The 25,293-nt window shown below is 43.8% G+C and carries 22 protein-coding genes; 5 read left to right on the top strand and 17 right to left on the bottom strand.

The features are described 5' to 3' along the window. Positions 1-40 precede the first annotated feature (40 nt). The 5 genes from Len3610_RS19930 (at position 41) to Len3610_RS19910 (ending at position 3,948) form a co-directional block, all read left to right on the top strand. Positions 41-418 carry a GntR family transcriptional regulator gene (locus tag Len3610_RS19930; protein ID WP_176449451.1) on the top strand — a complete coding sequence of 126 codons (378 nt, stop codon included), beginning with the start codon at positions 41-43 and terminating at the stop codon, positions 416-418. Then, positions 415-1,308 (top strand): ATP-binding cassette domain-containing protein, encoded by an 894-nt coding sequence (locus Len3610_RS19925; protein WP_176449450.1) that lies wholly within the window; start codon positions 415-417, stop codon positions 1,306-1,308. Before Len3610_RS19930 ends, Len3610_RS19925 begins: the two co-directional genes overlap by 4 nt. Next, positions 1,283-2,065 carry a hypothetical protein gene (locus Len3610_RS19920; protein ID WP_176449449.1) on the top strand — a complete coding sequence of 261 codons (783 nt, stop codon included), beginning with the start codon at positions 1,283-1,285 and terminating at the stop codon, positions 2,063-2,065. Before Len3610_RS19925 ends, Len3610_RS19920 begins: the two co-directional genes overlap by 26 nt. Before the next feature lie 307 nt (positions 2,066-2,372). Then, positions 2,373-2,564, top strand: a complete 192-nt coding sequence (locus Len3610_RS19915; RefSeq protein WP_176449448.1) for a hypothetical protein — start codon at positions 2,373-2,375, stop codon at positions 2,562-2,564. After that, positions 2,554-3,948, top strand: a complete 1,395-nt coding sequence (locus Len3610_RS19910) for an amidase (RefSeq protein WP_255259711.1) — start codon at positions 2,554-2,556, stop codon at positions 3,946-3,948. The genes Len3610_RS19915 and Len3610_RS19910 overlap by 11 nt, the downstream gene beginning before the upstream one ends. A gap of 110 nt (positions 3,949-4,058) precedes the next feature. Here the strand turns inward: Len3610_RS19910 and Len3610_RS19905 are convergent, their stop codons facing one another. The 17 genes from Len3610_RS19905 to Len3610_RS19825 form a co-directional block, all read right to left on the bottom strand. Beyond that, positions 4,059-5,012: a tRNA dihydrouridine synthase gene (locus tag Len3610_RS19905; RefSeq protein ID WP_255259932.1), complete on the bottom strand. Its 954-nt coding sequence runs from the start codon at positions 5,010-5,012 to the stop codon at positions 4,059-4,061. Between the two features lie 183 nt (positions 5,013-5,195). Further along, complete coding sequence (gene rlmD / locus Len3610_RS19900) at positions 5,196-6,581, bottom strand: 23S rRNA (uracil(1939)-C(5))-methyltransferase RlmD (protein WP_176449446.1); 1,386 nt, start codon at positions 6,579-6,581, stop codon at positions 5,196-5,198. Between the two features lie 94 nt (positions 6,582-6,675). Further along, positions 6,676-7,587 (bottom strand): diacylglycerol kinase, encoded by a 912-nt coding sequence (locus Len3610_RS19895; protein WP_176449445.1) that lies wholly within the window; start codon positions 7,585-7,587, stop codon positions 6,676-6,678. 271 nt (positions 7,588-7,858) lie between these two features. Then, entirely contained in the window at positions 7,859-9,289 is a 1,431-nt protein-coding gene (gatB, locus tag Len3610_RS19890; RefSeq protein WP_176449444.1) for an Asp-tRNA(Asn)/Glu-tRNA(Gln) amidotransferase subunit GatB, read from the bottom strand. Beyond that, a complete protein-coding gene (gatA, locus tag Len3610_RS19885) occupies positions 9,286-10,755 on the bottom strand; it encodes an Asp-tRNA(Asn)/Glu-tRNA(Gln) amidotransferase subunit GatA (RefSeq protein WP_176449443.1) in 1,470 nt (489 codons plus the stop codon). Before gatA ends, gatB begins: the two co-directional genes overlap by 4 nt. A 12-nt stretch (positions 10,756-10,767) precedes the next feature. Continuing rightward, a complete protein-coding gene (gene gatC / locus Len3610_RS19880; protein WP_176449442.1) occupies positions 10,768-11,058 on the bottom strand; it encodes an Asp-tRNA(Asn)/Glu-tRNA(Gln) amidotransferase subunit GatC in 291 nt (96 codons plus the stop codon). A gap of 441 nt (positions 11,059-11,499) precedes the next feature. Beyond that, complete coding sequence (locus Len3610_RS19875; RefSeq protein ID WP_176449441.1) at positions 11,500-11,703, bottom strand: hypothetical protein; 204 nt, start codon at positions 11,701-11,703, stop codon at positions 11,500-11,502. 174 nt (positions 11,704-11,877) lie between these two features. Then, complete coding sequence (gene putP / locus Len3610_RS19870) at positions 11,878-13,401, bottom strand: sodium/proline symporter PutP (protein ID WP_176449440.1); 1,524 nt, start codon at positions 13,399-13,401, stop codon at positions 11,878-11,880. Positions 13,402-13,731: 330 nt separating this feature from the next. Next, positions 13,732-13,872 carry a hypothetical protein gene (locus Len3610_RS19865; RefSeq protein WP_176449439.1) on the bottom strand — a complete coding sequence of 47 codons (141 nt, stop codon included), beginning with the start codon at positions 13,870-13,872 and terminating at the stop codon, positions 13,732-13,734. A 15-nt stretch (positions 13,873-13,887) separates the two neighbouring features. Further along, positions 13,888-15,156 carry a helix-turn-helix domain-containing protein gene (locus Len3610_RS19860; protein ID WP_176449438.1) on the bottom strand — a complete coding sequence of 423 codons (1,269 nt, stop codon included), beginning with the start codon at positions 15,154-15,156 and terminating at the stop codon, positions 13,888-13,890. Between the two features lie 256 nt (positions 15,157-15,412). Next, positions 15,413-16,588 (bottom strand): CamS family sex pheromone protein, encoded by a 1,176-nt coding sequence (locus Len3610_RS19855; RefSeq protein WP_176449437.1) that lies wholly within the window; start codon positions 16,586-16,588, stop codon positions 15,413-15,415. Between the two features lie 13 nt (positions 16,589-16,601). Then, the gene (gene ligA, locus Len3610_RS19850; protein ID WP_176449436.1) at positions 16,602-18,605 is read right to left on the bottom strand and encodes an NAD-dependent DNA ligase LigA; all 2,004 of its coding nucleotides are present in this window, start codon (positions 18,603-18,605) and stop codon (positions 16,602-16,604) included. Between the two features lie 14 nt (positions 18,606-18,619). After that, positions 18,620-20,836, bottom strand: coding sequence for a DNA helicase PcrA (pcrA, locus tag Len3610_RS19845; RefSeq protein WP_176449435.1), 2,217 nt, complete (start codon positions 20,834-20,836; stop codon positions 18,620-18,622). 77 nt (positions 20,837-20,913) lie between these two features. Then, positions 20,914-21,603, bottom strand: a complete 690-nt coding sequence (locus tag Len3610_RS19840) for a heptaprenylglyceryl phosphate synthase (RefSeq protein ID WP_176449434.1) — start codon at positions 21,601-21,603, stop codon at positions 20,914-20,916. Between the two features lie 203 nt (positions 21,604-21,806). Beyond that, a complete protein-coding gene (locus Len3610_RS19835) occupies positions 21,807-22,109 on the bottom strand; it encodes a YerC/YecD family TrpR-related protein (RefSeq protein WP_176449433.1) in 303 nt (100 codons plus the stop codon). An 18-nt stretch (positions 22,110-22,127) separates the two neighbouring features. After that, positions 22,128-23,186 carry a DUF3048 domain-containing protein gene (locus Len3610_RS19830; protein WP_176449432.1) on the bottom strand — a complete coding sequence of 353 codons (1,059 nt, stop codon included), beginning with the start codon at positions 23,184-23,186 and terminating at the stop codon, positions 22,128-22,130. Positions 23,187-23,241: 55 nt separating this feature from the next. Then, positions 23,242-24,981 carry an adenine deaminase C-terminal domain-containing protein gene (locus Len3610_RS19825; protein WP_176449431.1) on the bottom strand — a complete coding sequence of 580 codons (1,740 nt, stop codon included), beginning with the start codon at positions 24,979-24,981 and terminating at the stop codon, positions 23,242-23,244. Positions 24,982-25,293: the final 312 nt, after the last annotated feature.

Genomic DNA, 25,293 nt, shown 5'->3' with positions numbered 1-25,293 from the left:
ATTGGTATATAACTCATTACAAAGATAGTGGGCGATAAACATGCAAAATCCCTTTGAGCAGGATAAACCGATATATATGCAAATCCGTGAAAAAATGGAAGATCAAATTATTAATTATCAACTAAAAGAAGAAGAGCAGGCACCTTCAACAAATCAGCTGGTTAATTTTTATAAAATTAACCATGTCACGGTATCAAAAGGCATTAATCAATTGGTTGATGAAGGTATTCTTTATAAGAAGAGAGGCATTGGTATGTTTGTAGCAGAAGGGGCCAGAGAAAAGCTCATTCAAAAACGAAAAGAATCGTTTATTGAAGATTATGTTGTCAAATTGGTTCAAGAGGCCAATAAACTGGAAATCACAGAAAATGAAATGATTCGTTTTATTAAAAATGTAAAAGGTCGTGATACAGAATGAACGTTAAAGTACAAAATGTGAGTTTACATTATGGTCATCACGCGGCACTCAAAGATATAACATTTGAACTAAGCAGCAACAAAATATATGGACTGCTTGGGAGAAATGGTGCAGGAAAAACATCGCTTCTATCCATCATGTCATCCTTGCGTGAACCATCATCGGGTTCCATGACTATCAATGGGGAACCTTCATTTGAGAATGCAAGGATTATGCCGCAAGTTGTGTTTATGTATAACAAGGATTATAAAGATGAATCTGATAATGTAAAGACCATGCTGCAAGGCGTACAACGCTACCGTCCCCGTTTCGACATGGATTATGCTGAATATCTTATCGACCGGTTTAAACTTGATAAGAAGAAACCTGTCAAAAAGTTTTCGAAAGGGATGCAATCTGCCTTCAATGCCATCATTGGTTTAGCGAGTAGAGCACCTTTAACCATATTTGATGAGGTATACCTTGGTATGGATGCACCAGCACGCGATATATTTTACGAAGAATTATTGAACGATCAGCAAAAATATCCAAGAATCATTATCCTTTCGACGCATCTCGTTTCTGAAATGGATTATTTGTTTGATGACGTCATGTTATTAAACAAAGGTGAAATGCTGCTTCATGAAGGATATGATTCACTTATTTCGAAAGGTGCAACGATTACCGGAAATCGGGAGTTAGTCGATGAATTTGCTCAATCAAAGCAACTGATTAGTGTACAACATTTGGGTAGCACAAAATCTGTCATGGTTTATGGGGAACTGAGTGATCAGGAGCATAAAAGTGCATTGGCTAAGGGACTTGATGTATCACCAGTCTCACTTCAAGATTTATTCATTCATTTAACGAAGGAGGAAGACGATTATGAGACAGCCCGCCGTCTTTCTTAAAGTGGCAAGAGATGTGTTTTGGATGCAATTAAGTTGGGCATTTGGCTTTTTGGGCATTATGCTCGCCATTAACATTTTTAAAATCATAAGATCAATCATCCAAGGGAGTGGGGTTGATAACTATTATAATGCCGTTTTTGTAGCAGGCAATATTTTCATGTTTGTGCTCGGAATACTTTTTATGTACTTTCTGCCCTACTATGTCGAAAATGGCGTAACAAGAAGGGATTATTTCAAAGGGGGACTCATCGCTTCTGTTGGGTTATCAGTCATTATCCCCATTATCGCATCCGGTATATCAGCCGTCGAACAGTTCGTTATCACAAATGTTAGTAACTTAACATTTAATGAACCCGATATTAATTCAGTAGTACTGGAAATCGACAGTAATATTATTGGTGATATTATCCAGTCTGCTATTTTGACACCGTATATTGATCCCGCGAGCAACTGGATTCTGGCCATGGCCGTATTCAGTATAAATATCTTTATATATTATTTACTCGGCTGGTTCATTAGTGCAAGTTTCTACCGCTTTGACACGGTCACTGGTTTGGGATTCATTCTTATTGCTTTAATTACGTTAATGCTGCAGGACACATTATTAAGAATTTCATTGGGGTTGCCTGTACTCGAAAGGTTTGCAGTACTGGAATCTCTTCCATCAGGCATTATTATTCCGGGTATGTTTTTGGTCATCCTGATTTTAATTTGGGTCATCCGACTACTGACCAAAAGGATTGCGATTAAGATGTAAGTTGCCAAACGTATTACAGTCAGTAAAGTGAAACTTATCGGTTATTTAAGGATAGTTAGCCGCCGTCTTTTGACGGGGTTACTATCCTTTACATGTGGGATAAAAAGCCGGTATTTATCGGCTTTTTTGTCTCACACAAATGCGCCCGTTCTTAATAAAGCATCATACCGTTTTGTTTAAACTGAAGAATTTTACAAAAGACTTTAATAATGGAAAGAAACGACCTCCAAATTACATACTGCCTCTGCACACTTCATAGCGCCTATCATATAGTGATGATAAATACCCAAATCAGGAGGTAAGTTAGATGGACAATACAAATTTTATAAGACAAAGCCTGTACTTACATGACATTCCTGTTTATGAGGATGACATGCCATATATTCAGTTTCTGCTTCATACGGTCAACCAGGCTCAAATGTCGCTGAACGAATTCCCTGATCTCAACAACGAAAATCCGATTACGATTGTCGACAAGGGATTGATATATGATGACTGATTTAGCCTTTCTAACCGCCAGTGAACTGGCCCCGTTAATTGAATCGCGGCAAGTATCCCCTGTCGAATTAACAACGCACACATTAAACCGTATCGATCAAATTGATCCGGCCATCAATGCCTATATTACGCCAGTAAACGAATTAGCCTTTAAAGAAGCAAGCAAGGCAGAAAATGAGATTATGCACGGTTATTATAAAGGACCGCTGCACGGTATTCCAATCGGTATCAAGGACAATTTTGAAACAAAAGGCATACGTACAACAGCGGGCTCAAAAATTTTAGCAGACTACATTCCTGACAAAACCTCCACAGCAGTAAAAAAACTGTTGGATGCAGGCGGAATCACGCTGGGAAAACAGAACACGCATGAGTTTGCCGCTGGAACAACAAATATCAATCCGTTCTATGGCCCTTCCCGAAACCCCTGGAATACTGAGCACATGACAGGCGGTTCAAGTGGTGGCAGTGCCGCAGCCCTGGCAGCCGGTCTCGGAACACTTGCAGTCGGGTCAGATACAATTGGCTCCATTCGCATACCGTCTGCCATGAATGGTACTTACGGATTAAAGCCAACACACGGGCTAATCAGCGGTTTCGGATCCATACCGACAGCCTGGTCAATGGATCACCCGGGCCCAATGGCAAGATCGGTTACAGATTTAGCACTGATGCTTCATTACATGGCAGGGTATGATCCAAATGATCCCGCAAGTCTTCATGTGCCTGCCCACAATTATACCGGGAATTTGAATAAAGGAATTGTTGGAATAAGAATCGGGATCCCGACTTACTACCTTGAGGGGTTGGATTCGGACGTAGAAGTACTTTTTAAGCAAGCTATAACAACATTGCAAAGTCTAGGAGCAGACATAAGAGAAATCGACATTCCCGAATTATCCATGTCAACATTTTCAGGTCTGGCCACAATGAGCGGGGAAGCATCTGCTTTTCATTATGAATGGCTTAAGACCCGTTCTGAGGATTATGGAGCGGACATCCGTGCTTTCTTACAGACCGGTGTATTGTCGAGTGCAACACAATACCTTAAAGCCCAGCAAGCCCGGAGAAAGCTGGTCAAAGGATTTGATAAAGCGTTTGCGGATGTTGATATTATAGCAGGTCCCACCATCCCTATTACAGCCCCGGCATTCCAGGAAAACTGGGTTGAACAAAATTTAGCCGTCGAAAGCCGTTGTGTACCATTTACCGCACCTTCCAATTTAACAGGTATGCCGAATTTATCCGCACCAATGGGCTTAAACTCAAAAGGACTTCCTGCCGGCATGCAATTCATAGGAAATCATCTATGTGAAAAACAATTATTGCAAGTCGGGCATGCATGGGAACGGTGCAATCCACTGGGTTTTAGAATAAACAGTTAATACTATAAAGGACATGATGTGCAAGTGGTCATGTCCTTGTCTCTAATTCCTATGATATTGTTGAAAAAATTCGTTTGTGGGGGGATCAGATATAACGCGATCCTTCGCTTTTACCTTAAATTGGGGAACTTCTCCTGTACCCTCATACCATTAACATTCTTTCCCTCAAAGTTATCGAGCAATGCACGCACTTCATCAGTTGACTCTGTACTCATCAACTGGTTTCTTAATTCACTCGCCCCTCGATACCCGCGTACATATATCTTAAAAAAACGACGAAGCGGTTTGAATGGACGCGGCTCAAATTCCTGTGAATATTTATCATGAAGATCAAGATGCAACCTTAAGAGCTTAAGCAGTTCCTTACTATTATGGTCTTTTGGATCCTTTTCAAAGGCAAATGGATTTTTAAAAACGCCACGCCCTATCATAATCCCGTCAATATCATATTGATCAGCAAGCTTTAAGCCGGTCCCGCGGTCAGGAATATCCCCATTGATTGTCAAAAGTGTATCTGGTGCCACATGATCACGAAGTTTCCTGATCTCCGGAATTCGTTCCCAATGAGCATCCACTTTGCTCATTTCCTTTTTTGTACGCAGATGAATGGAAAGATTGACGATGTCCTGTTCCAATAAATGTGTCAGCCAGTCACGCCATTCATCTACATTCGTGTAACCAAGCCTTGTCTTCACACTTACGGGCAATCCGCCTGCTTTTGCTGCTTGTATAATATCTGCTGCTACTTCCGGACGACGGATAAGACCGCATCCCTTCCCTTTGGATGCCACATTGGGGGCAGGACAGCCCATATTGATATCCACACCCTGAAAGCCAAGAGCCGCCATACCAATGCTCATTTGCCGAAAATATTCAGGCTTATCTCCCCATATATGGGCCACCATTGGTTGTTCATCTTCTGTAAAAGTCAAACGCCCGCGTACACTATGGATCCCCTCTGGGTGACAATAACTTTCTGTATTTGTAAACTCTGTAAAAAATACATCAGGTCTGGCTGCTTCACTTACTACATGGCGAAAAACAACATGCGTCACATCTTCCATTGGTGCCAGTACAAAAAACGGACGTGGTAAATTATGCCAAAAATTATCTTTCTTATCCAAATTTAAAATCCTCTCATAATGCAAACAAAGATTTTCCCTGCTTCTTTACACTTATACCATGCTTGAGCACTTTTAATCAAGCTGATAGGAAACGCTTATTTTAACTGGGAAGTTATATTTTAATCAGACAGTTTTCCTCTCCAACCAGGACACTGCCTCAACATGATGCGTCTGCGGAAACATATCCACCGGCTGGACTTCCTGTGTAGCGTAACCGCCGTCTTCCAGAATGCGCAGATCGCGTGCCAACGTTGAGGGGTTGCAAGATACGTAAACAATCCGCTTCGGTTCCATACCAAGCATCGCCTTTAACAACTCCTCGTCACAGCCTTTCCGCGGCGGATCCACAATAACTACGTCCGGACGCATACCTTGAGCTGTCCACCACGGCATGACTTTTTCCGCTTCGCCAACGTAAAACTCGGCATTGGTGAAACCGTTCAGTCTGGCATTTTTCCTGGCATCATCAACGGCTTCCGGGACAACTTCCACACCGTAGACTTTTTTGGCCTCCTGTGCCAGAAACAGCGAAATAGTGCCAATTCCGCAATAAGCGTCAACAACTGTATCATTGCTGCCAATTCGGGCATATTCTAACGCTTTGTCATATAGCTTCTTCGTTTGGGGTGGATTAACCTGATAAAAAGATTTGGCAGAAATAGCAAATTTAATGTCACCGATTTTGTCATAAATATAGTCTTCTCCCCAGATGGCCTTCGATTTTCTGCCCCAAATGGAATTTGTCTTCCGGTCATTAATATTATGGACAATCGATTTGATATGCGGATAAGTCTTGATCAGTTCCTTAACCAGATCATCCTGATGCGGGAGGTCAGGTGTCCGGGTAATGATGACAATCATCGTATCCTTTGTCACCTCACCCGTGCGAACGACAATGTGCCTTAACACACCGGTATCATTCTGTTCATCATAAGCGGGAATGTCAAACCGGTCAGCTATCCGCCGCACTGCCTCTACCATCCGGTCATTCACTTCATCCTGAATATTACACGTCTCCATTCCCTCAATAATCCGGTGACTGCGCTTTTGGTAGAATCCGGTTTTCAGTTCACCGTCTTCTTTTTCCCCGACAGGCATCTGCACTTTATTGCGGTAACGCCAAGGATCTTCCATGCGAATAATCGGGTGAACCGGCACGTCTTCCAGGTGGGCGATTTTCCGCATTGCGTTACCTACCTGTTCCTGTTTCATATCGAGCTGCATGTCATAGCTCATATGCTGCAGCTGGCATCCGCCGCATTTATAATACACATCACACGGCGGTTCAACGCGCTCTTCACTGGATTTGGTCACATTGAGCAGTTTCCCGAATCCAAAATTTTTATTGACTTTAACGACCTTCACTTCGCCTTCTTCGCCCGGGAGCGCATAAGGGACAAATAATGGATAGCCATTGACTTTCCCGACGCCGCTCCCCTCGTGAGTCAGGTCTTCAAAGGTGAGTGTGATCGTTTGGTTCTTTGTCACCGGTGCTGTTTGTTTTGCCATGAGTATCTTCCTTTTCGTACGTTAATGTGGTCCTAATCTTACCATATCCTTTTTAGGAAATAAAAAGACTGCCACTTGAAAGCAGTCTTTCCGATTAATTTTCGTCATCTTTTTCAATAAACGTATCCGGCACGAAAAATTTAATATGCTGTTGCAGGTTCTCGAATTCTCCCGGCAAACGTCCGCCGTATTCACCATCTATATTCAATTGCATTTTCTCTTCGTTTTCGACGCTGATTTTCCTGGCTTGCGTATATAAGATTCGTTTATCTTCAAGATGTTGACCCCTTAATGCCAGACTTGCAATCCGGACAAATTCGGCCAGATTCATTTTCCTTAAAATCAGCAAGTCAAAATAGCCGTCGTCAAGTCGTGCATCTGGTGCCAGTTTTTCAAATCCGCCTACCGAATTCGTGTTGGCTATAAGGAACAGCATGATTTCTTCATCTATTATCGTTCCATCATATTCAATCTTTGTCCGTATGGGTTTTAAAGATGGAAGCATTTCGATACCTTTTACGTAATAAGCTAAATGCCCTAGCACTGTTTTCAGTTTGCTCGGCACATCATACGTCAATTCCGTCAATTTGCCGCCCCCGGCGATGTTCACAAAATAATGCTCATTCACACGGCCGATGTCCAATAGCATTGATTGACCTGTCAGAATAACATCGACAGCTGCTTCGATATCACGGGGGATGCTTAAAGCTCTGGCAAAATCATTGGTCGTTCCGGTCGGGATAATTCCAAGTTTCGGCCGGTGAGTCAAACCGGCAATCCCATTAATGACTTCATTAATGGTCCCATCACCGCCAGCAACTACAATCAGGTCAAAATGTCTTTCCGCAGCTGCCTTTGCTGCTTCGGTGGCATCACCCTCACCTGTTGTGGCGTGTGTCGATGTTTCGTAACCGGCCACTTCAAATCGTTCAAGGACATTTGGCAGTTCGCGTTTAAATGCTTCACGGCCGGATGTCGGGTTATAAATAATACGAGTTTTTCCCATGGCTATCCCCCTCACAACACGCAATTCCGTTTTACACCTAACCTCTATAATAGCGTTTTTCATCCTATTTGAAAAGTCATTCAGCGAAAAATATGGACTACCGCTGTGATGGCAGTAGTCCATATTCGCTCCGGTGCGTGTGCGACTTATCCAGAGCGTTCACTCGAAAGTTTGGCGTTTATATGTTCATGTTTGGCGATTCTGGCTTAAACTTTGGCGTTTTTCTCATGATGTTTGGCGATTTTGCCCAAAACTTTGGCGTTTCACTGCTTTATCGTTTTTCAATCTCGGCTAGCAAAATCTTATTGACCATCGGCGGGTTTGCCTGTCCTTTTGTTGCTTTCATAACCTGTCCGACAAGGTGTTTGATTGCCTTGTCTTTTCCATTTTTATAGTCAATGATCGATTGTTCATTTTCATCCAGAACTTGCGTGATAATTTCAGTCAGCTGGCTTTCATCAGTAATTTGGACAAGTCCTTTTTCCTTAACGATTTTTTCCGGATCGCCGCCATTTTCGACGAGTTCTGCGAAAACTTTCTTGGCGATTTTGGATGAAATCGTACCGTCCTCAATCAGTTTAATCATACTAGCCAATGCTTCCGGTGTCAGGGCCAGTTCATTCAATTCTTTATAATGCTTGTTCATGTAAGCTAATACGTCACCCATCAGCCAGTTCGACGCCTGTTTAATATCCGCACCATTGTTGACAGCCTCCTCAAAGAAATCAGACATTTCTTTGGAGCTGGTCAACACACCCGCGTCATATTCCGGCAGCTGTAACTCATTAATGTAGCGCTGTTTACGGGCATCAGGCAGTTCGGGAATCTGCTGGCGAATGCGCTCTTTCCATTCTTCATCGATATACAATGGGACAAGGTCCGGTTCAGGGAAGTAACGATAGTCGTCTGAACCTTCCTTGACCCGCATGAGAATCGTTTCTTTGGTTTTTTCATCAAAGCGGCGTGTCTCTGATAAAATTTCGCCGCCTGACAGCAGTTCTTTTTCCTGACGTTTTTCTTCAAATTCCAGCCCTTTTTGCACGAATGAGAAGGAGTTCAGGTTTTTCAGTTCAGTTTTGACACCAAATTCCTCCTGTCCGATTGGCCGGATGGATAGGTTGGCGTCACAGCGGAGTGAGCCTTCTTCCATTTTACAATCGGAAACGCCAGTATATTGAATAATATTTTTCAATTTTTCCAGATAGGCATATGCCTCTTCCGGTGAACTTATATCAGGCTCAGAGACAATTTCAATCAATGGTGTGCCCTGACGGTTAAAGTCAACCAGGGAATAGCCGTTATCCTGGTGCGTCAGCTTTCCGGCGTCCTCTTCCATATGGAGACGGGTAATCCCGATGCGCTTTTTCTCACCGTTCACGTCAATCTCAATCCAGCCATTTTCGCCGATGGGCTGATCGAACTGGGAAATCTGATAGGCTTTCGGGTTGTCCGGATAAAAATAGTTTTTCCGGTCAAATTTAGTGTCCGTTGCAATGTCACAGTTCAGTGCGAGTGCGGCTTTCATAGCATAGTTAACCGCTTCTTCATTCAATACCGGCAAAACGCCCGGATAAGCGAGGTCAATCGGATTGACATTAGCATTTGGCTCATCACCGAATGCGTTGGGACTCGGGCTGAAAATTTTTGAATTTGTTTTTAACTCCACGTGTACCTCAAGTCCGATGATCGTTTCAAAGTTCATGATTTGGCACCTCCCAATTGAGGTCGTTTTGTATGATGTTCTGTTGCTTGTTCATAAGCGTGTGCCGCACGATAAACCGTATTTTCATCAAACGGTTTTCCGATAATTTGCAGGCCGATTGGCAGCCCCTTTTCTGAAAAACCGCATGGCACGGAAATACCCGGAACACCAGCCAGATTGACCGGGATCGTTAAAATATCGTTGGCATACATCGTCAATGGATCATCAATGTTCTCGCCGATTTTAAATGCTGGTGTTGGCGCTGTTGGACCGATGACAACATCGTAATCTTTTAAAATATTGTCAAAGTCATTTTTAATCAATGTCCTTACCTTTTGTGCTTTCTTATAATAGGCATCATAGTACCCGGAGCTCAAAGCAAATGTGCCGAGCATGATCCGACGCTTCACTTCATCGCCAAATCCTTCACTGCGGGAATAAGTGAACATATCCATCATGTTATCCGCTTGATCCGAACGCACCCCGTACCGGACACCGTCAAAGCGGGCCAGGTTGGCGGACGCCTCAGATGATGCGAGTAAGTAATAAGCAGCCACGGCATACTTGGAATGCGGCAAGGATACTTCCTCCCACTCAGCCCCGAGTTCTTCATATTGTTTCAAGGCATTCATGACCGCTTCTTTGACCTCAGGTGCCACACCTTCTGCAAGGTATTCTTTCGGCACGGCGATTTTCATACCTTTAACGTCGCCTGTCAGCTCTTCGGTATAAGCCGGAACATCCACGTTAGCACTGGTTGAATCCATCTTGTCATGCCCGGAAATAATTTCAAGAATACGTGCGTTATCTTCTACACTTCTTGTAATTGGGCCGATTTGATCAAGTGATGACGCAAACGCGACCAGACCAAAACGTGATACACGCCCGTATGTCGGCTTCATTCCGACAACACCGCAAAATGATGCTGGCTGACGAATCGAACCGCCTGTGTCAGACCCAAGGGAATAGAGAACTTCACCAGCTGCAACAGAGGCAGCCGATCCGCCGCTTGATCCGCCCGGCACATAATCCGTGTTCCATGGATTGCGAGTTGGTGTGTAGCTGGAATTCTCAGTAGATGAGCCCATCGCAAATTCATCCATATTCAATTTACCGACTGTAACGGTTTTTTCGGCGTTTAACTTTTCAATGGCCGTTGCATTGTACAGCGGGTCGTCAAAGTTGTTCAGAAATTGACTGCCACACGTTGTCCGCAAGCCTTTCGTGACGATATTATCTTTAATACCGGCCGGGATACCCATTAAACGTGCTTCCTCATCGGGGGCAGCATCCAGTTGTTTCGCCTGACTGCGAGCATGCTCTTCATCAAGCGTCAAAAATGCCTTAACCTCATGATCGACCGCATTGATCCGGTCGTATGAAGCATTGACCAGGTCTTCTGCCGATATCTCTTTTTTATGTAACATTTTTTCCAGTTGTTTAATGCTATGGTCAAATAATGACATGTCTTTCCCTCCTTACTCCAGAATTGATGGCACGCGGAAATAACCATCCTGCTTGTCCGGCGCATTTTTTAGTGCTTCATCCTTTGAAATCCACTCTTTTGGCTCGTCTTCACGCAAGACATTCTTAAGGTCGAGAACATGTGTCGTCGGCTCTACATGCTCTGTATCGAGTTCATTTAGTTGCTCAGCGTATTCGATGATCGAACTCAGGTGATCTGTAAACATATCAGCTTCTTCTTCCGTAATAGCAAGCCGTGCCAAACCAGCAACATGCTTGACCTCTTCTTTTGAAATATCCGCCATAGTGGACACCTCCATAAATATGATTTTTATTCTTACTTTTTTATCATTATTTTTACCTAAAGACACTACTGATAATAGCAGAATTCACCGCCACTGAGCAAATAAAGCGAAACTGCATTCAACAGAGCGTTCTTCTCTGATGAATGCTAGTTGAGCCGAATCGGGCATTTAGGGTCAGTTAACCGCCGTTGTTTGGCGGGTTACTGACCATTTGCGGGGAAAAGCGAAACTGTATTCATCAGGGTGCTTTTTCCCTGTTGAATGTTAGTTGAGCAGAATCGGGCATTTACGGACAATTATCCCCCGTTTTTGGGGGGATTAGTGTCCGTTATATGCGGGGAAAAGCCGACTTTAGTGGAATGTTTTTCTCCTATTAAATTAAGCCAGACATGTTCTGACTTCGCGCTCATGTTTTTCGGGCCCATGTTTTGAATTTCCCGCTCATATTTCTACTTTCGGGCCCATGTTCCGGATTTCAGGCCCATATTTCCATTTTCTGGCCCATATTTCTGAATTCGGGCCCATATTTCCATTTTCGTGCCCATGTTTCGGAATTCGGGCCCATATTTCCATTTTCTGGCCCATATTCCAGATTTCAGGCCCATGTTTCCATTTTCCCGCCCATGTTCCGGTTTTCGCGCCCATGTTTCCGTTTCTCCGCCCATGTAGTGTTTCTAATCACGAATGTTTTGCAGCCTCGCTAAAGTTTTTCTCACTGCTGTAAGTTTTACTCCCGGGGGTTGAAGCACCCCTGCTCTTTGCATAAAGAAAAAACCACTCCGCTTCAAAACAGGGAAAGTGGTTTTCGATTTTTCAATATTAGTATTCGTTCATTTTATCAACAGCCTGATCATATTCTGCTTCTACCTCAGCTTTTGGTTTCTCAGCCAGACTGACGCCAACAGCTATGATCAGATTTAGCAGGAAGCCAGGCAAAATTTCGTACAGATCAAAGATGCCACCTGACAATATGTCGCCCCAAATAATTACAGTAGCAGCACCTGCCAGTATACCGGCAAACGCGCCATTCCGTGTGAACCGTTTCCAGAATAGTGCAAGCAGCACCGTCGGCCCGAATGCGGCACCAAAGCCCGCCCATGCATAGCTCACCAGATCAAGCACACTGCTTTCCGGGTTCATGGCAATTAGCGCTGCAATCACTGCGATGATAAGGGTGGCAATTCGGCCAACCCAAACCAGTTCCTTTTCGCCTGCTTCCTTTTTGAAAATGGCTTTATAGAAATCTTCCGCCACAGCAGATGATGAGACAAGCAATTGCGAGTCAATCGTACTCATGATTGTAGCAAGAATGGCAGCCAATAGAACCCCTGCAATCACCGGATGGAATAAAATCTGTGAAAAGGCAATAAAGATTTTTTCCGGATCATCAAGCATCTGCACACCATTTTCCGTAATAACCGAAATGCCAAACTCACTTAATACATTGACATCCTGTGTACTGATGAACGCCAAACCAACAAAACCGGTAAAAATGGCACCATATAAGCCGAGTACCATCCAAGTCGTACCAATGAACCGGGCTTTCGGAACATCTTTTGGCGACCTTAATGCCATAAACCGCACGATGATATGTGGCTGACCAAAGTAGCCAAGTCCCCAAGCCAGGGATGAAATGATAGCCACCATGCCAACACCTTCAATCATGTTCAAGTGACTTGGGCTGATTTCACCGACTGCTTGAACTGCGGTATCCCACCCGCCAATATGATTGATTGCAATAATCGGCACAACTATAAGAGCTACAAACATTAAACTGCCCTGAATGAAATCCGTCCAGGCAACGGCCAAAAATCCGCCTAACAATGTATATGAGACAACAACAATGGTTCCGATCCATAAAGCTGCCTGGTACTCCAGCCCGAATGAGGCCTCAAATAATTTTGCGCCGGCCACCATACCGGACGATGTATAAAACGTGAAAAATAATAGAATAACAAGTGCAGAAACAACCCGAAGTATATGGGAATTGTCTTTGAAACGATTTTCCAAAAAATCCGGAATCGTAATCGAGTTATTGGATACTTCCGTATAAACGCGCAGCCGCTTTGCAACAATCTGCCAGTTCAAATAAGCCCCGATGGAAAGACCAATCGCCATCCAGGCTTCAGCCAGACCGGCAGCATAAACAGCCCCGGGCAAGCCCAGCAAAAGCCAGCCGCTCATATCTGACGCACCAGCACTTAGCGCAGCCACCCCAGGACCCAATTTACGGCCACCGAGGACATAGTCGGATAAATTATTCGTCATCCGATACATGATGATACCAATGGTCAGCATCCCGAGCAGATACACAATAAATACGATCAGTGTGGTCTGATCCATTTACTTATTCCTCCCCTCCGTGAACAGTGTAATGATCGAAAGTATTACAATGATAGGCATTGGGGCAAACATCCAGAACCACGTCGCCCCGGAAATAGCATACTCCACTCGCACTCACCCCTTTCTGAATATTTGTACTTCATTATAACATACGTTTCAACTAATGAAATATTATGAATTACTTGAACTATATCTGGAAAATCTACAAATAATGGTGCATCCGGCCCGGAAAACGGCAAAAAAAGCCTGAAATAGCTTTCCACACTATTTCAGGCACATCATCATAAAGTAATAGGGTAATAAATTACTGATCTTACGCTTTAAACTAAATTAAAAGAGACTAACATCCTGCCCTACTGAAAATACTTTAGGTTCCCATTCCATCGCAGAATCGGCAGGCGCTTCCTGTACTGCTGATAACCCTGCTACAAGCAAAGCTCCAAATGCAACAGTTGCAATAACTTTTCTCATATTATCCCCCCTTTTTTACAGGCTAACCAATTCTTCATAAGTATTGTTAGCCAGTTTATAATATTTAACAGATTCTTTGTATCTGTTATTCCCTTCAAAATGGTTTGCCAGCATATTCGCGTAAATTACCAAGTTTGCGTAATCCTTATGCTTCTTCAAGTACGGTATAAATTCATCAATCACCAATGATTCAAACTTCTCAAGTTCTTGATTAATTGCATAATTATAAGTATAGGTAATGAAATAAAATAGTTGGAACCTTTCTTTTTCATCAACTTCTTCCAATAATTGTAGGCTAAATTCAACCATTTCTTTTGCTTTATCAAAGTTGTAAATAGAATAATATTCTTTAATCAATGAGGTAGCTGCAAGTATTCGTTCAAACAACAGTATATCTTGTTCTTTTATTATTTCCTCATAATGGACAATGGCCTTTTCTCTATCCCCAACCGTCGAATACAAATAACCTAAATTTTGATTCGTTAACTGTATAACACGCCTGTTCTGCTTCAGCTCGCCTAGATGTTTGGCAAGATTATAATTTTTTATGGCTTTATCATACATCCGTATTCTACGGTAAGAAATTCCAAGCACAATATGACATTGCGCACATTGAGTAAAATTATATGTGACCCGAAAAGTGGCAATAGCCTTTTCAGCATAGTCAATCGCTTCAAGTGTGTTCCGCAGCTTACTGTGTGTTACACCAATCGTGTACTGTAAATCAGCAATCTCCTCTTCGGATAATTCTAGCTGATTAAACTTCTCTTCCGCAGCTTTATACATCCGCATTGCCTGGTTGGATTCATTGTTAGCTGTGTAATAATTCCCTCTAAACTTATACCAATAATATTGATGCAGACTGTCAAAGGTACCGGACATTTCCACTAATTTGTTAATCTGACGCAACGCTTTGTCCATCTCACCTATGACCAGAAAATACCTAATCTTATGAATTTCAAACATGAGTAGACTATCTGCTGAATGATTGTTGTACATAATCTCGTTTAATTCCTGGTAGATTCGTATGATTTCATCCCTGTCATGATTTGTTGTTAGCATGCCAAACCATTCCTGACACTTCTGCCTGACCATTTCATCCGTCTCATTATCCAACTGAATACCCAATCTGGTACACAATAAGCTTATAACATGTGGGCTTGCCTCTGTTTTCTCATTTTCGATTTTGGATAAATAAGCGCTCGAGACAATGCCCTCAGCCAGTTCTGCCTGGGTCATTTCCTGTTTAATTCGGTGAAGTTTGATATGAGGTCCGATTTCCATCTTTTTACCCACCTCACTAGCTGAAATTTAGAATGATTTGGTAATAACGCTATATTTATATAATAACATAAATTCCAAAAATTCATATTGGGAAAGTTGAGGGGTAAATATAGCAATAAACCCCTTCGAAAATTGCCGACTTTCCTGAATTGAGGAAAGTTGGTTAAAAATAGCCCTTTTTTCATACATTTCATTTAAAAAAAGGGCTTTCTTATCGATTTTGGGTCTATTGCATTGATTCAAATTTCCTTATCTTTTATGAATCAAACATGCGAACGTCCGCTTCATTGCTGCCTGCTTCCCGATAAATGAGGCTTTCCATTTTTTCGTTGGACATGATTTTTACCTCCAGATCATAATAGTCCTGGAACATTTCATCTATCAGACCAACCGCGTACTGAGTAAAGCCGATAACCTCACCTTTGCTGTAAAACTCCAGTGGGATTTCCAACGTTAATTGCTGCAATTCTTCATTTATATAAAAGCCTTCACCGATAACACCGACATAATCCGGAAAGAATTCTTCAACGCGTGCACCGAAATTTTGAACTAATTGTTGCGTATCATAGTATTTTTCTTCAGCTTCATCAGAAGGGAACAGGATATTTTCCTCATTTATGGTTTCCCATTCGTCAATCGTTGACTGGCCGCTTTCAACACCTGTTTTAGCCACATAATTTCCAGGTACAGGTGAACTTTGATCTTCTTCTCTGTACAAAGCGATCATGATCGGGATATTACTGAGTTCTTCAATGTTCCGAATGCGTTCCAAAACAGTTTGAGCAATTTCTTGACCTTTTTCCATCATTTCCGACTCAGAAATTTCTCTATGCTCTGTATTGCCGTCCACTTCATATGTGAAAACCGATTTTAAAGCGATTCCGATTGATGCCCCGACCAGTTCTACCGAATCATCTTCATTTCGCTGCAGAAAATTATGCTCCAAAATATGGGATAAGTACTTCGGATTGTTCTCATAATCTTCCTTTGCAGCTGACTCTTCGTCAAGCGGCGGGTTCAATGCCAGCTTCAGTTCCTCTGCCGCCTCCTCACTAGCGGCTTCCAACTCTTCTTCCGTCGGATACGTATCCAGCCAATTATAAAGCATATCCGATGTTAAATATTGACCTTCCTCAAAGAAGTATTGCTCCGGATCGAAGTATTCTTTGGAAAGTCTTCGCAATCCGGTTTCCATCTCATCAATGTCGACACGATTTCCCATCTGATTGGTGATAACACCGCGGGATGCACTGGGACGGTATGGCAGAATGGTCCGGTAATTTTCATCTGATAACTGGTTGCTTGAGACAATCGAATTCTGCTGTTGTGTCTCATCTTCGTTTTGCACAACCTCATCCTCATTGTTGATCGACGGTGAACAACTTGTCAGGATCAGGATGGCACTTGCCAGCAGGGCTGTTATTTTTTTCAACTTACTCCACTCCTTAATCATCTGTGACGTCTCTAAGCTGTTGTTCGTTCCAAATGGTAACACCGAGTTTTTCTGCTTTGTCCAGCTTTGAACCGGCATCCTCCCCAGCAATGAGAATATCCGTGTTTTTGCTGACACTGCCGGTGACAGACCCGCCAAGCTTCTCAACCAATGCCTTTGCCTCTGATCGTGTAAAATCATTCATTTTCCCTGTCAGAACAACTGTCTTGCCGGAGAATGCCGTATCGTCTTCAATTTCCTGCTGTTTGGCACCTTTGTATTTCATATTGAGACCGAGCTCTTTCAGCTCATTGAGCAGGCTTTTCACTTCGTCTCCTGCAAAATAGCTCACAATTGAATCAGCCATTTTGTCGCCCATCTCGTTGATGGCCACAACGTCTTCAAACGTTGCTTCCTGCAGTTTTTCCATCGTTTCAAATTGAGCGGCAAGTGTTCTCGCAGCTTTGGAACCGACAAAACGGATGCCAAGCCCGAACAACAGTCTTTCCAGCGAATTCTCTTTTGACGACGCTATCGCCTTAAGCAGATTGTCGGTTGATTTTTCTCCCATCCGCTCCAGTTGCAATAAGTCTTCACGTTGTAATCGATATAAATCGGCAATGGTATGAACCAGATTTTCCCGGAACAGCTGAATAATCACTTTTTCACCCAGACCGTCAATATTCATGGCTTCCCGGGAAACAAAATGGATCAATCCTTCTTTTAATTGCGCAGGGCAGTTCGGGTTCATACAACGCAGCGCAACTTCTTCTTCAAGACGGACGAGTTCACTGCCGCATTCCGGACAATCATCCGGCATAAAGAATTCCTTCTCATCACCTGTCCGCTTTTCTTCAACAGGGCGAATGACTTCCGGAATGATATCACCGGCTTTTTTAATTACAACCTGATCACCAAGACGGACGTCCTTCTCCCGTATCAGATCCTCGTTATGCAATGAGGCACGCTTGACCGTTGTACCGGCCACTCTGACAGGGTCCAATATAGCCGTCGGGGTCACAACACCGGTCCGGCCAACGCTCAGTTCGATTTCGCGAAGTGTCGTCAATGCTTCTTCAGCGGGAAATTTGTAGGCAATCGCCCAGCGCGGATTTTTGGCAGTGAAGCCCAGCTCTTCCTGCTGTGTGAGATTATCGACTTTAATGACAACCCCATCGATTTCATAATTTAATTCCGGACGCTTTTGCTCCCAGTACGTCACAAATTCGATGACCTCATCAATCGTCTCGCACTTCAGCCACTCCGGATTTGTTTTAAATCCGAGTTCCTGCAAGTAATCCAGACGCTCACTGTGGGATTCCAGGCTGCCTGCTTGCCATTCACCAACACCATACAGGAAAATATCCAGATTCCGTTTGCCCGCGATTTTTGGATCAAGCTGCCTTAGTGACCCCGCAGCCGCATTGCGTGGGTTGGCGAATGGTTCTTCATCGTTCGCTTGTCGCTGTTCGTTCATCTTCAAAAATGATTGATGCGGCATAAACGCTTCACCACGGACCTCAAGCGTATTTTCCTCCTGAATGGAAAGTGGTATGCTGCGAATGGTCTTCAAATTGCTCGTGATATCTTCACCGGTTGTTCCATCACCACGGGTTGCACCACGGACAAACGTGCCATTTTCATAAGTGAGTGATACCGCCAGACCGTCAATTTTCAGCTCACATACAAATGAAATCGGCTCATCGGTCAGTTGAGCAGCACGTCTGGCGAAATCACGCAAATCACTTTCGTTAAACGCATTGCCGAGGCTCATCATCGGTACATTGTGCTGGACTTTCTGAAACGCATCCAGTGGCTCGCCGCCGATTCGTTGCGATGGTGAATCGGCAGTGACCAATTCAGGGAATGATTCCTCGAGTTTAAGGAGTTCCTGCATTTTCCGGTCATATTCTGAATCCGGGACACTTGGGTTATCCAGGACATAATATTCATGACCATATTGGTTTAATAATTTCCTTAGTTCAGCAATCTTCTGTTGTGCTTGTTGTTTTTCCATTCAGCAAGCACCTCCTATTGTTTCGTGATGGGCGCGAATTTAGCCAGCAGCCGTTTAATGCCGGTCGGCGCAGGAAACGCAATGTCGAGTTCCATCGCCTCGCCCTCTCCCTGAACTTTGACAACCGTACCAATGCCCCATTTCTTATGTTCTGCTTTATCACCGGGGCTCCAGGTTTGAGATTCGGCACCGGTTGTTTCTTGCATTCTGCCGGCGCTGCGTTTTGGTGCAGACGGCTTATCGGGCGCTTTTTCAAACGATCCGTACATAGCCGCGCGTGCCTGCTCAATGCCATCAACAAGGTCTTCCGGAATTTCGTTAATGAACCGGCTGATTGGATTCATATTCGTCCGGCCATAAAGTGTCCGCATTTTGGCATGGGTCAAATAAAGTTCCTGTTCTGCCCGTGTCACACCGACATAAGCCAGACGCCGTTCTTCTTCCATCTCTTCATTATCGAACATGGACCGGCTGTGCGGGAATACATTTTCTTCCATACCGATCAAAAAGACAACCGGAAATTCCAGTCCTTTGGCAGCATGAAGCGTCATGAGTGTAATTTTCGGTTCACTATCGGTTTCTTCGTCATCAACACGATCGATATCCGCGATTAATGCCAAGTCAGTGAGAAAAGCGATCAGGGTTTTATCTTCTGCATATTCTTCAAAATTCTGGGTAACCGTCTGGAACTCCTCCAGGTTTTCCAGACGACTCTGTGATTCCAGTGACCGTTCATTTTTCAGCATTGTCTCATAACCTGTCCGTTCCAGTATCGCTTCGACCATATCGGTTGCCGTCAAAAATTCCTGCTGCTGCGCCAGCGTTTGAATGAGTTTGCCAAATTCCGCCAACGCATTGGCCGCCTTCTTCGTAACCCCGACAAAATCAACTTCTTTGACGGCCTGGTAAAATGAAATGCCATGTTCAGCCGCATATGCACGCAGTTTATCCACTGATGTTTTTCCGATGCCGCGTTTAGGTACGTTGACCACGCGCTCGAAACTTATATCATCATCAGGATTGGTGATCAGGCGTAAATATGCGGTCAGATCTTTTATTTCTTTACGGTCGTAGAATTTGGTGCCCCCGACCATTTGATACGCGATATTCGACTTCATCAATGTATCTTCAATTGCCCGGGACTGGGCATTGGTCCGGTACAGAATTGCAATATCATTCCCGGAGAACCCTTCTTCGCGTGTCAGCTCCTGGATTTTATCCGTTATAAACAGCGCTTCTTCCTGCTCGGTTGCCCCTTGAAAATAATGAAGGTTTTTGCCCTCATCATTCTCTGTCCAAAGATTTTTCGGTTTGCGGCCTGAGTTATTGTCAATAACGCTATTGGCTGCAGCAAGAATTGATTTCGTCGAACGGTAATTTTGCTCCAAATAAATGACCCTTGAAGATGGATAGTCTTGTTCAAACGACAGGATGTTAGCAATATCTGCTCCGCGCCAACGGTAAATTGACTGGTCGGAATCACCGACAACACAGAGATTCTCATACCGGTTTGCCAGTTGTTTTATCAAATAGTATTGGGCATGATTGGTATCCTGATACTCGTCCACATGAATGTACTGGAACCGGTTCTGGTAATATTCCAGCACTTCGGGGATGCGTTTGAATAAATGAATCGTCTGCATGATCAGATCGTCAAAGTCGAGTGCCTGATTTTTCTGCAGTGTTTTCTGATAACGTTCATAAACTTGCGATACCTGGCGCTGGAAAAAGTCCCCGGCATTTTTGCTGTATTCTCCCGGGGTAACAAGTTCATTTTTTGCACCGCTTATCTGCCCAAGCATGGCCCGCGGATCGAATTTTTTCGGATTGATATTAAGATCTTTCAAAATTTGTTTGATGACTGATAACTGATCACTGCTATCCAGGATCGTGAAATTACGGTTGTAGCCGATCCGGTCAATATCCCGGCGCAAAATACGCACACACATTGAGTGAAATGTGGATACCCAGATTTGTTCACCGCCTGCTCCAACCAGTTTATTGACACGCTCTTTCATTTCCCGTGCGGCCTTATTCGTAAATGTAATAGCCAGCACATTGCGGGGAGCGACATCCTTTTCACCGAGCAAATAAGCAATCCGGTGTGTCAGCACCCGGGTTTTGCCGCTTCCTGCCCCGGCCATGATCAGAAGTGGTCCTTCTGTATGCTTGATGGCTTGTTGTTGTTCTTTATTTAATCCATTAAGTAAATTTTGTATTGTTTGACTCACGGTGACACCGCCTTTAATGATGTTCAGGAAAGTCAGCCGATGTAAAATTGCTCATCAAGATCATCGACTTTCAACATTTATTTATCTTTAACTGCGTTCACTGTTTTCAGTGCTTGCTTGATATCCGAATAAATCAGGTTGCCAACGACAATGGTATCAGCATGCTCCTTCATTTCACGCGCCTGCACGCTATTTTCGATCCCGCCGCCGTAAACAAGCTTCGTATCCTTTAACTGCTCCTTCACAGTTTGGACAAGTTCCGTATTCCCATATGTGCCGCTATATTCCATATAAAAAACCGGCAAATGGAAAATATGCTCTGCCATGTACGCATAGGCCACCACATCATCATCGTCCGGCAGCTCACATTTCGTCTGTTTAAATGCTTTGGCTTCCTCGTTTAAAATACAGTAGCCTTCCACAACGATTTCATCCCAGTTCATGGAGTCCTGATATTCCTTAATCGCTTCATGCTGGATGTCCATCATCCATTTTTTCTCCGTACTGTTCATGACCATCGGAATGAAATAATAATCAAACCCGGGTGTGATCGATTCTAAATTGGATATTTCCAAAACGCATGGCACCGTATGGCGACGAATGCGCGATAGTAAATCCAGCACACCGTCCAGTGTCACATCATCCGTCCCGCCAACGACCACAGCATCAGTCCCCGACTCACAAACAGCATCAAGATCTTCATCTGATATTTCCTTGGCAGGGTCCAGTTTAAATAAATGATTCCAATTATCAAGTGAAAATTCCACGTATAATCCTCCATTTATAAAAGATTAAATTCATTAAGTCAGTGATTCATGTCGTTTAATTACTTTCATTATAAAAGTATACCAAAAATTATGCTATGAATTTAGGGGTTCGTGAAGTGATTTTGCGGAAATTCGTGCAGGTGGATAGTTTCGGGTGTCTAAGTAAGAGGTTTTTGCTATCCCCCGAGTGGGAGATAGCATTTCTATGATTCATGATCATCAAGTAAGCGGTCCAGCGCAATTTTATACCCATCACTGCCGTAGTTAATACAGCGGCGCACGCGGGAAATGGTAGCGGTTGAGGCGTTTGTGTCGTGTTCAATGGCGTTATAGGTATCGCCTTCTGTCAGCATTTTGGCTACTTGCAACCGTTGAGCGAGCGCATGGACCTCAGACATGGTTGCAATATCATCAAAAAATTTGTAGCATTCCTCACGATTTTTTAATGAAAGAATTGCATCAAACAGTTGATCCAGTTGTTCACCGCGCAGTTTATCAATCTGCATGATGACATCACCTGCCTTTTATTGGTTTGATAGCGTAACCGATTGTGAGATTCCCGGATTAGATGGTACAACGTTTATCCATGTTTTGCCCTGAACCAGCTGTACAGGCTCGCCGTCCTGTACCGGTATAATCCTGCCATCACGCTTTTCCCACTGGACTTCCCGGACTTTTCCTTTCTGAACCAGATAAGCGTTGCCGCCTGATGTTAAATCGATTGATCGTCTGCCGGCATCATCAATGACCTGATGTGGTGTTTCCACAATTAAAATATTGTCGGTTGTAATCGGCTCCCCGGAATTCAATTCAACCGTTTTTTCGCCGTCACTGTAACGGGTATACTTCTCGCTGCTTGAATCATATATGTATTCCACAGTATATTTCAACCTGTTGGAATAATCAATTTCCACAGTGGATGCGGGATCACCGCTGATGTCAGCTGCTTCTTCCTCTGCAGCAAACGTCAGAGGCTCATATGTTTTTGTTATGTCATACCCCTTTTGCTCTGCGGTATCATACACTGTGCCAAACTGCAGATAAGAATTGTGCGGTGCTTGTCTAAATGATTCGCGTTTAAATAACTGTCCATCATTATCATAAACGGCACCATCCAAATGTGCAATTCCGCGGTTTTTGATCATCTCATTCACAAAATTGGCCGCACCATGGTAAATATAAAGCGAGTCGTAGCTGTTTGCCAGATCAAAGTAATATTCTCTTGCACTTCGGACCGGCCCAACAACTTCCGGCAGTTCACTCTGATACATAGCCAACAAGCGTGTTATTTGTCCTTCAGCCAGTATTTCAAAAACAATGTCTGCCTTGCTGAGACCTGACTGCGGACGCGCTTTCGGATGATTATTGACCATGACGCTGACGATCCGATTGTTTACCGGCCCATCCGTCTGCACCCCTGTCAGTGGGAACGTATTCATCTCAGCCGCGGATTCAGAAGCTTTTTCTTTCTCCTCAACGTCATTTTCCTTCGACTCATTATCCTGTGCATCCGGCTCATCATCTGAACATGCAGCAAGGAACGCCAGCATGACGAGACACATGCAAGTAAAGATCTTTCTCAAGATTCCACCTCCTCGCCTCAGGTACTCGTGAAATACCTATGGAATCTATTATACGTCATCGCATCGTTGCTGGAAAGAGCACCTCACGCTTTTTCACATCCATAATGCCTTGTTGCGTGATTCGGATGTATGGCAAATGGGTGGCCGATAAAAACAGGACTGAGTAAACAGGGTCACCGAATGGATAGCCAAATTCCTGCAGCAGTTTTTTCAAATGACGTTCTTGTTCCATCAGTTCCGCCATACTGCCGTCAAACATACTGCCGCCCAATTTCAGCGGCATCTCGAACAAAATCTTTCCTTCATGAACGAGCACAATTCCACCGCCCAGTTCTTTGAGACGTTTCCAAGCGAGCAGCATGTCTTGTTTGCTTTTCCCGATAAAGATAAGGTCACCTGTCGTTGAATAAGAACTCGCCAGTGCTCCCAGTCTGTTCGTAAAACCTTTAATCGCTGTGTTAACCCGCCATTTTCCTTGTCGGTCAATCATCATCAGGAAGGCATCATCCGTATCATCCGGTATGACATCGAGCGTCACATCCGTTTTGATAGCATAAGGCTGGATGATCACATCATTCACCATGTTTAACCCGATTGGAACGGAAAATTGCATATCTCCTAAACTAAGATCCCAATCAAAGTCTATCGGATTGATTTCATATTTGCCCCAATCAATTTTCGGCGGAATATTCCGGTCCTGAGAGTCTTTCAGAATCCACTCGCCTTTTGCCAGAACACTGATCGGATGGGGGTTATCTTTCGCTTCCAGTATATTAATATTCGCTATCCGGCCCGGTGCAATACATCCCAGTTCATCAAGCAAGCCATAATGATCAGCTGCATTGTGCGTGGCCATTCGGTACGCTTCAGTCAGCGGAACACCTTTTTCTATCGCAATATCGATGCAACTATTTATGATGCCATTTTCATAGAAAGCAGGTGTTGCCCCATCCGTCGTCAGCGTCACATGGTCGAACGTCTCAAAGCCTTCTGCCAGCATTTCTTCCAATATGACAGGCAAGTCCGGGCGAATCGATGAATAGCGCAACCCCGTCTGATAACCAAGCTGCAGCCGCTTAATGACTTCTTTGCCTGTCATCGCTTCATGTTCTGCAGCGACACCTAACAGCTTCATTTTGGTTAATGTTTTTTCTGACGCTCCCGGCAAATGACCTTCTACCGGTTTGCCGAGGCGATTTGACTCCTGAATCCAATAAAGCAGGCGGTCATCCCCATTAAGGAGTCTCGGCCATGCTGTAAGCTCGCCTCCCTGAATGACAGACGGATGCTCAAGCCATGACAGGACTTTATTCGTGCTGAAATAATCATCCCCATGCTGCAGAGCCGTCTGTGAGTCAAACCGTGCCCACCAATACATGGATACAGGCAGCTGATTAAAGTTATCCAATAAAGTAAACGCTTTCTTTCTGTCCAATAAAAAATTCCACATTAAATTATCATTTATGAATGTTGTCGTCCCGAATTTAGCCCCGTGCATCGCAAGCAACTCAGGGTTATATAACTGGAATGGGTGTGCATGCGGCTCGATATACCCAGGGACCAGATATAAGCCATCACAATCGATGACTTCTATTGATGAGCTGTTTTCCGGCAGTTCATCCCCAACGTAAACAATCCGGTCATTAAAAATCCAAATATTCGCTTGAAGCCACTGCTTCGTATATGTGTTTAAGTATATGCCATTTTTTAATACAATGGTCGGTTTCTCCTCCCCATCAATAACAGCAACATGTCTTCTTAATTCTCGGTTTCTCCAATGTATATTCTCTGTCATAACAACAACGCTCCAATATATGATTTCTTCTATCATAACATATACAACGCTTTCATACGGTGCTGTTTTAAAGAATGAAGTTGACTTTTTTGTGAACAAATTAACAAAGGAAATTATATCCATTCAAAAGGCTGCTTTTGTAAAGTTTGACTCTTTTTAACCTGCGATGTAATTGCTATGTTGATTTCCGTTTCGGCCAGTCGCGCACCTTAGGGCACGGCTTCAGCCTCCGTTGCGGAAAACCGCCGCTGCTCAGGTCTAGACACGTGCTTTTCCCGCAGGAGTCGACTGGCCTCCACTCCAATCAACAAC

This window comes from Lentibacillus sp. CBA3610, from assembly GCF_013373365.1.
Classification (GTDB): Bacteria; Bacillota; Bacilli; order Bacillales; family Amphibacillaceae; genus Lentibacillus.
This window is presented reverse-complemented; position numbering and strand designations above follow the sequence as displayed.

Excerpts from the sequence above, each read along its gene's own strand:
- Len3610_RS19930 (WP_176449451.1), top strand. The coding sequence starts at position 41 with ATGCAAAATCCCTTTGAGCAGGATAAACCGATATATATGCAAATCCGT.
- Len3610_RS19925 (WP_176449450.1), top strand. The coding sequence starts at position 415 with ATGAACGTTAAAGTACAAAATGTGAGTTTACATTATGGTCATCACGCG.
- Len3610_RS19920 (WP_176449449.1), top strand. The coding sequence starts at position 1,283 with ATGAGACAGCCCGCCGTCTTTCTTAAAGTGGCAAGAGATGTGTTTTGG.
- Len3610_RS19915 (WP_176449448.1), top strand. The coding sequence starts at position 2,373 with ATGGACAATACAAATTTTATAAGACAAAGCCTGTACTTACATGACATT.
- Len3610_RS19910 (WP_255259711.1), top strand. The coding sequence starts at position 2,554 with ATGATGACTGATTTAGCCTTTCTAACCGCCAGTGAACTGGCCCCGTTA.
- Len3610_RS19905 (WP_255259932.1), bottom strand. The coding sequence starts at position 5,012 with ATGGAAGATGTGACGCATGTTGTTTTTCGCCATGTAGTAAGTGAAGCA.
- rlmD (WP_176449446.1), bottom strand. The coding sequence starts at position 6,581 with ATGGCAAAACAAACAGCACCGGTGACAAAGAACCAAACGATCACACTC.
- Len3610_RS19895 (WP_176449445.1), bottom strand. The coding sequence starts at position 7,587 with ATGGGAAAAACTCGTATTATTTATAACCCGACATCCGGCCGTGAAGCA.
- gatB (WP_176449444.1), bottom strand. The coding sequence starts at position 9,289 with ATGAACTTTGAAACGATCATCGGACTTGAGGTACACGTGGAGTTAAAA.
- gatA (WP_176449443.1), bottom strand. The coding sequence starts at position 10,755 with ATGTCATTATTTGACCATAGCATTAAACAACTGGAAAAAATGTTACAT.
- gatC (WP_176449442.1), bottom strand. The coding sequence starts at position 11,058 with ATGGCGGATATTTCAAAAGAAGAGGTCAAGCATGTTGCTGGTTTGGCA.
- Len3610_RS19875 (WP_176449441.1), bottom strand. The coding sequence starts at position 11,703 with ATGGGCGCGAAAACCGGAACATGGGCGGGAAAATGGAAACATGGGCCT.
- putP (WP_176449440.1), bottom strand. The coding sequence starts at position 13,401 with ATGGATCAGACCACACTGATCGTATTTATTGTGTATCTGCTCGGGATG.
- Len3610_RS19865 (WP_176449439.1), bottom strand. The coding sequence starts at position 13,872 with ATGAGAAAAGTTATTGCAACTGTTGCATTTGGAGCTTTGCTTGTAGCA.
- Len3610_RS19860 (WP_176449438.1), bottom strand. The coding sequence starts at position 15,156 with ATGGAAATCGGACCTCATATCAAACTTCACCGAATTAAACAGGAAATG.
- ligA (WP_176449436.1), bottom strand. The coding sequence starts at position 18,605 with ATGGAAAAACAACAAGCACAACAGAAGATTGCTGAACTAAGGAAATTA.
- Len3610_RS19835 (WP_176449433.1), bottom strand. The coding sequence starts at position 22,109 with ATGCAGATTGATAAACTGCGCGGTGAACAACTGGATCAACTGTTTGAT.
- Len3610_RS19825 (WP_176449431.1), bottom strand. The coding sequence starts at position 24,981 with ATGACAGAGAATATACATTGGAGAAACCGAGAATTAAGAAGACATGTT.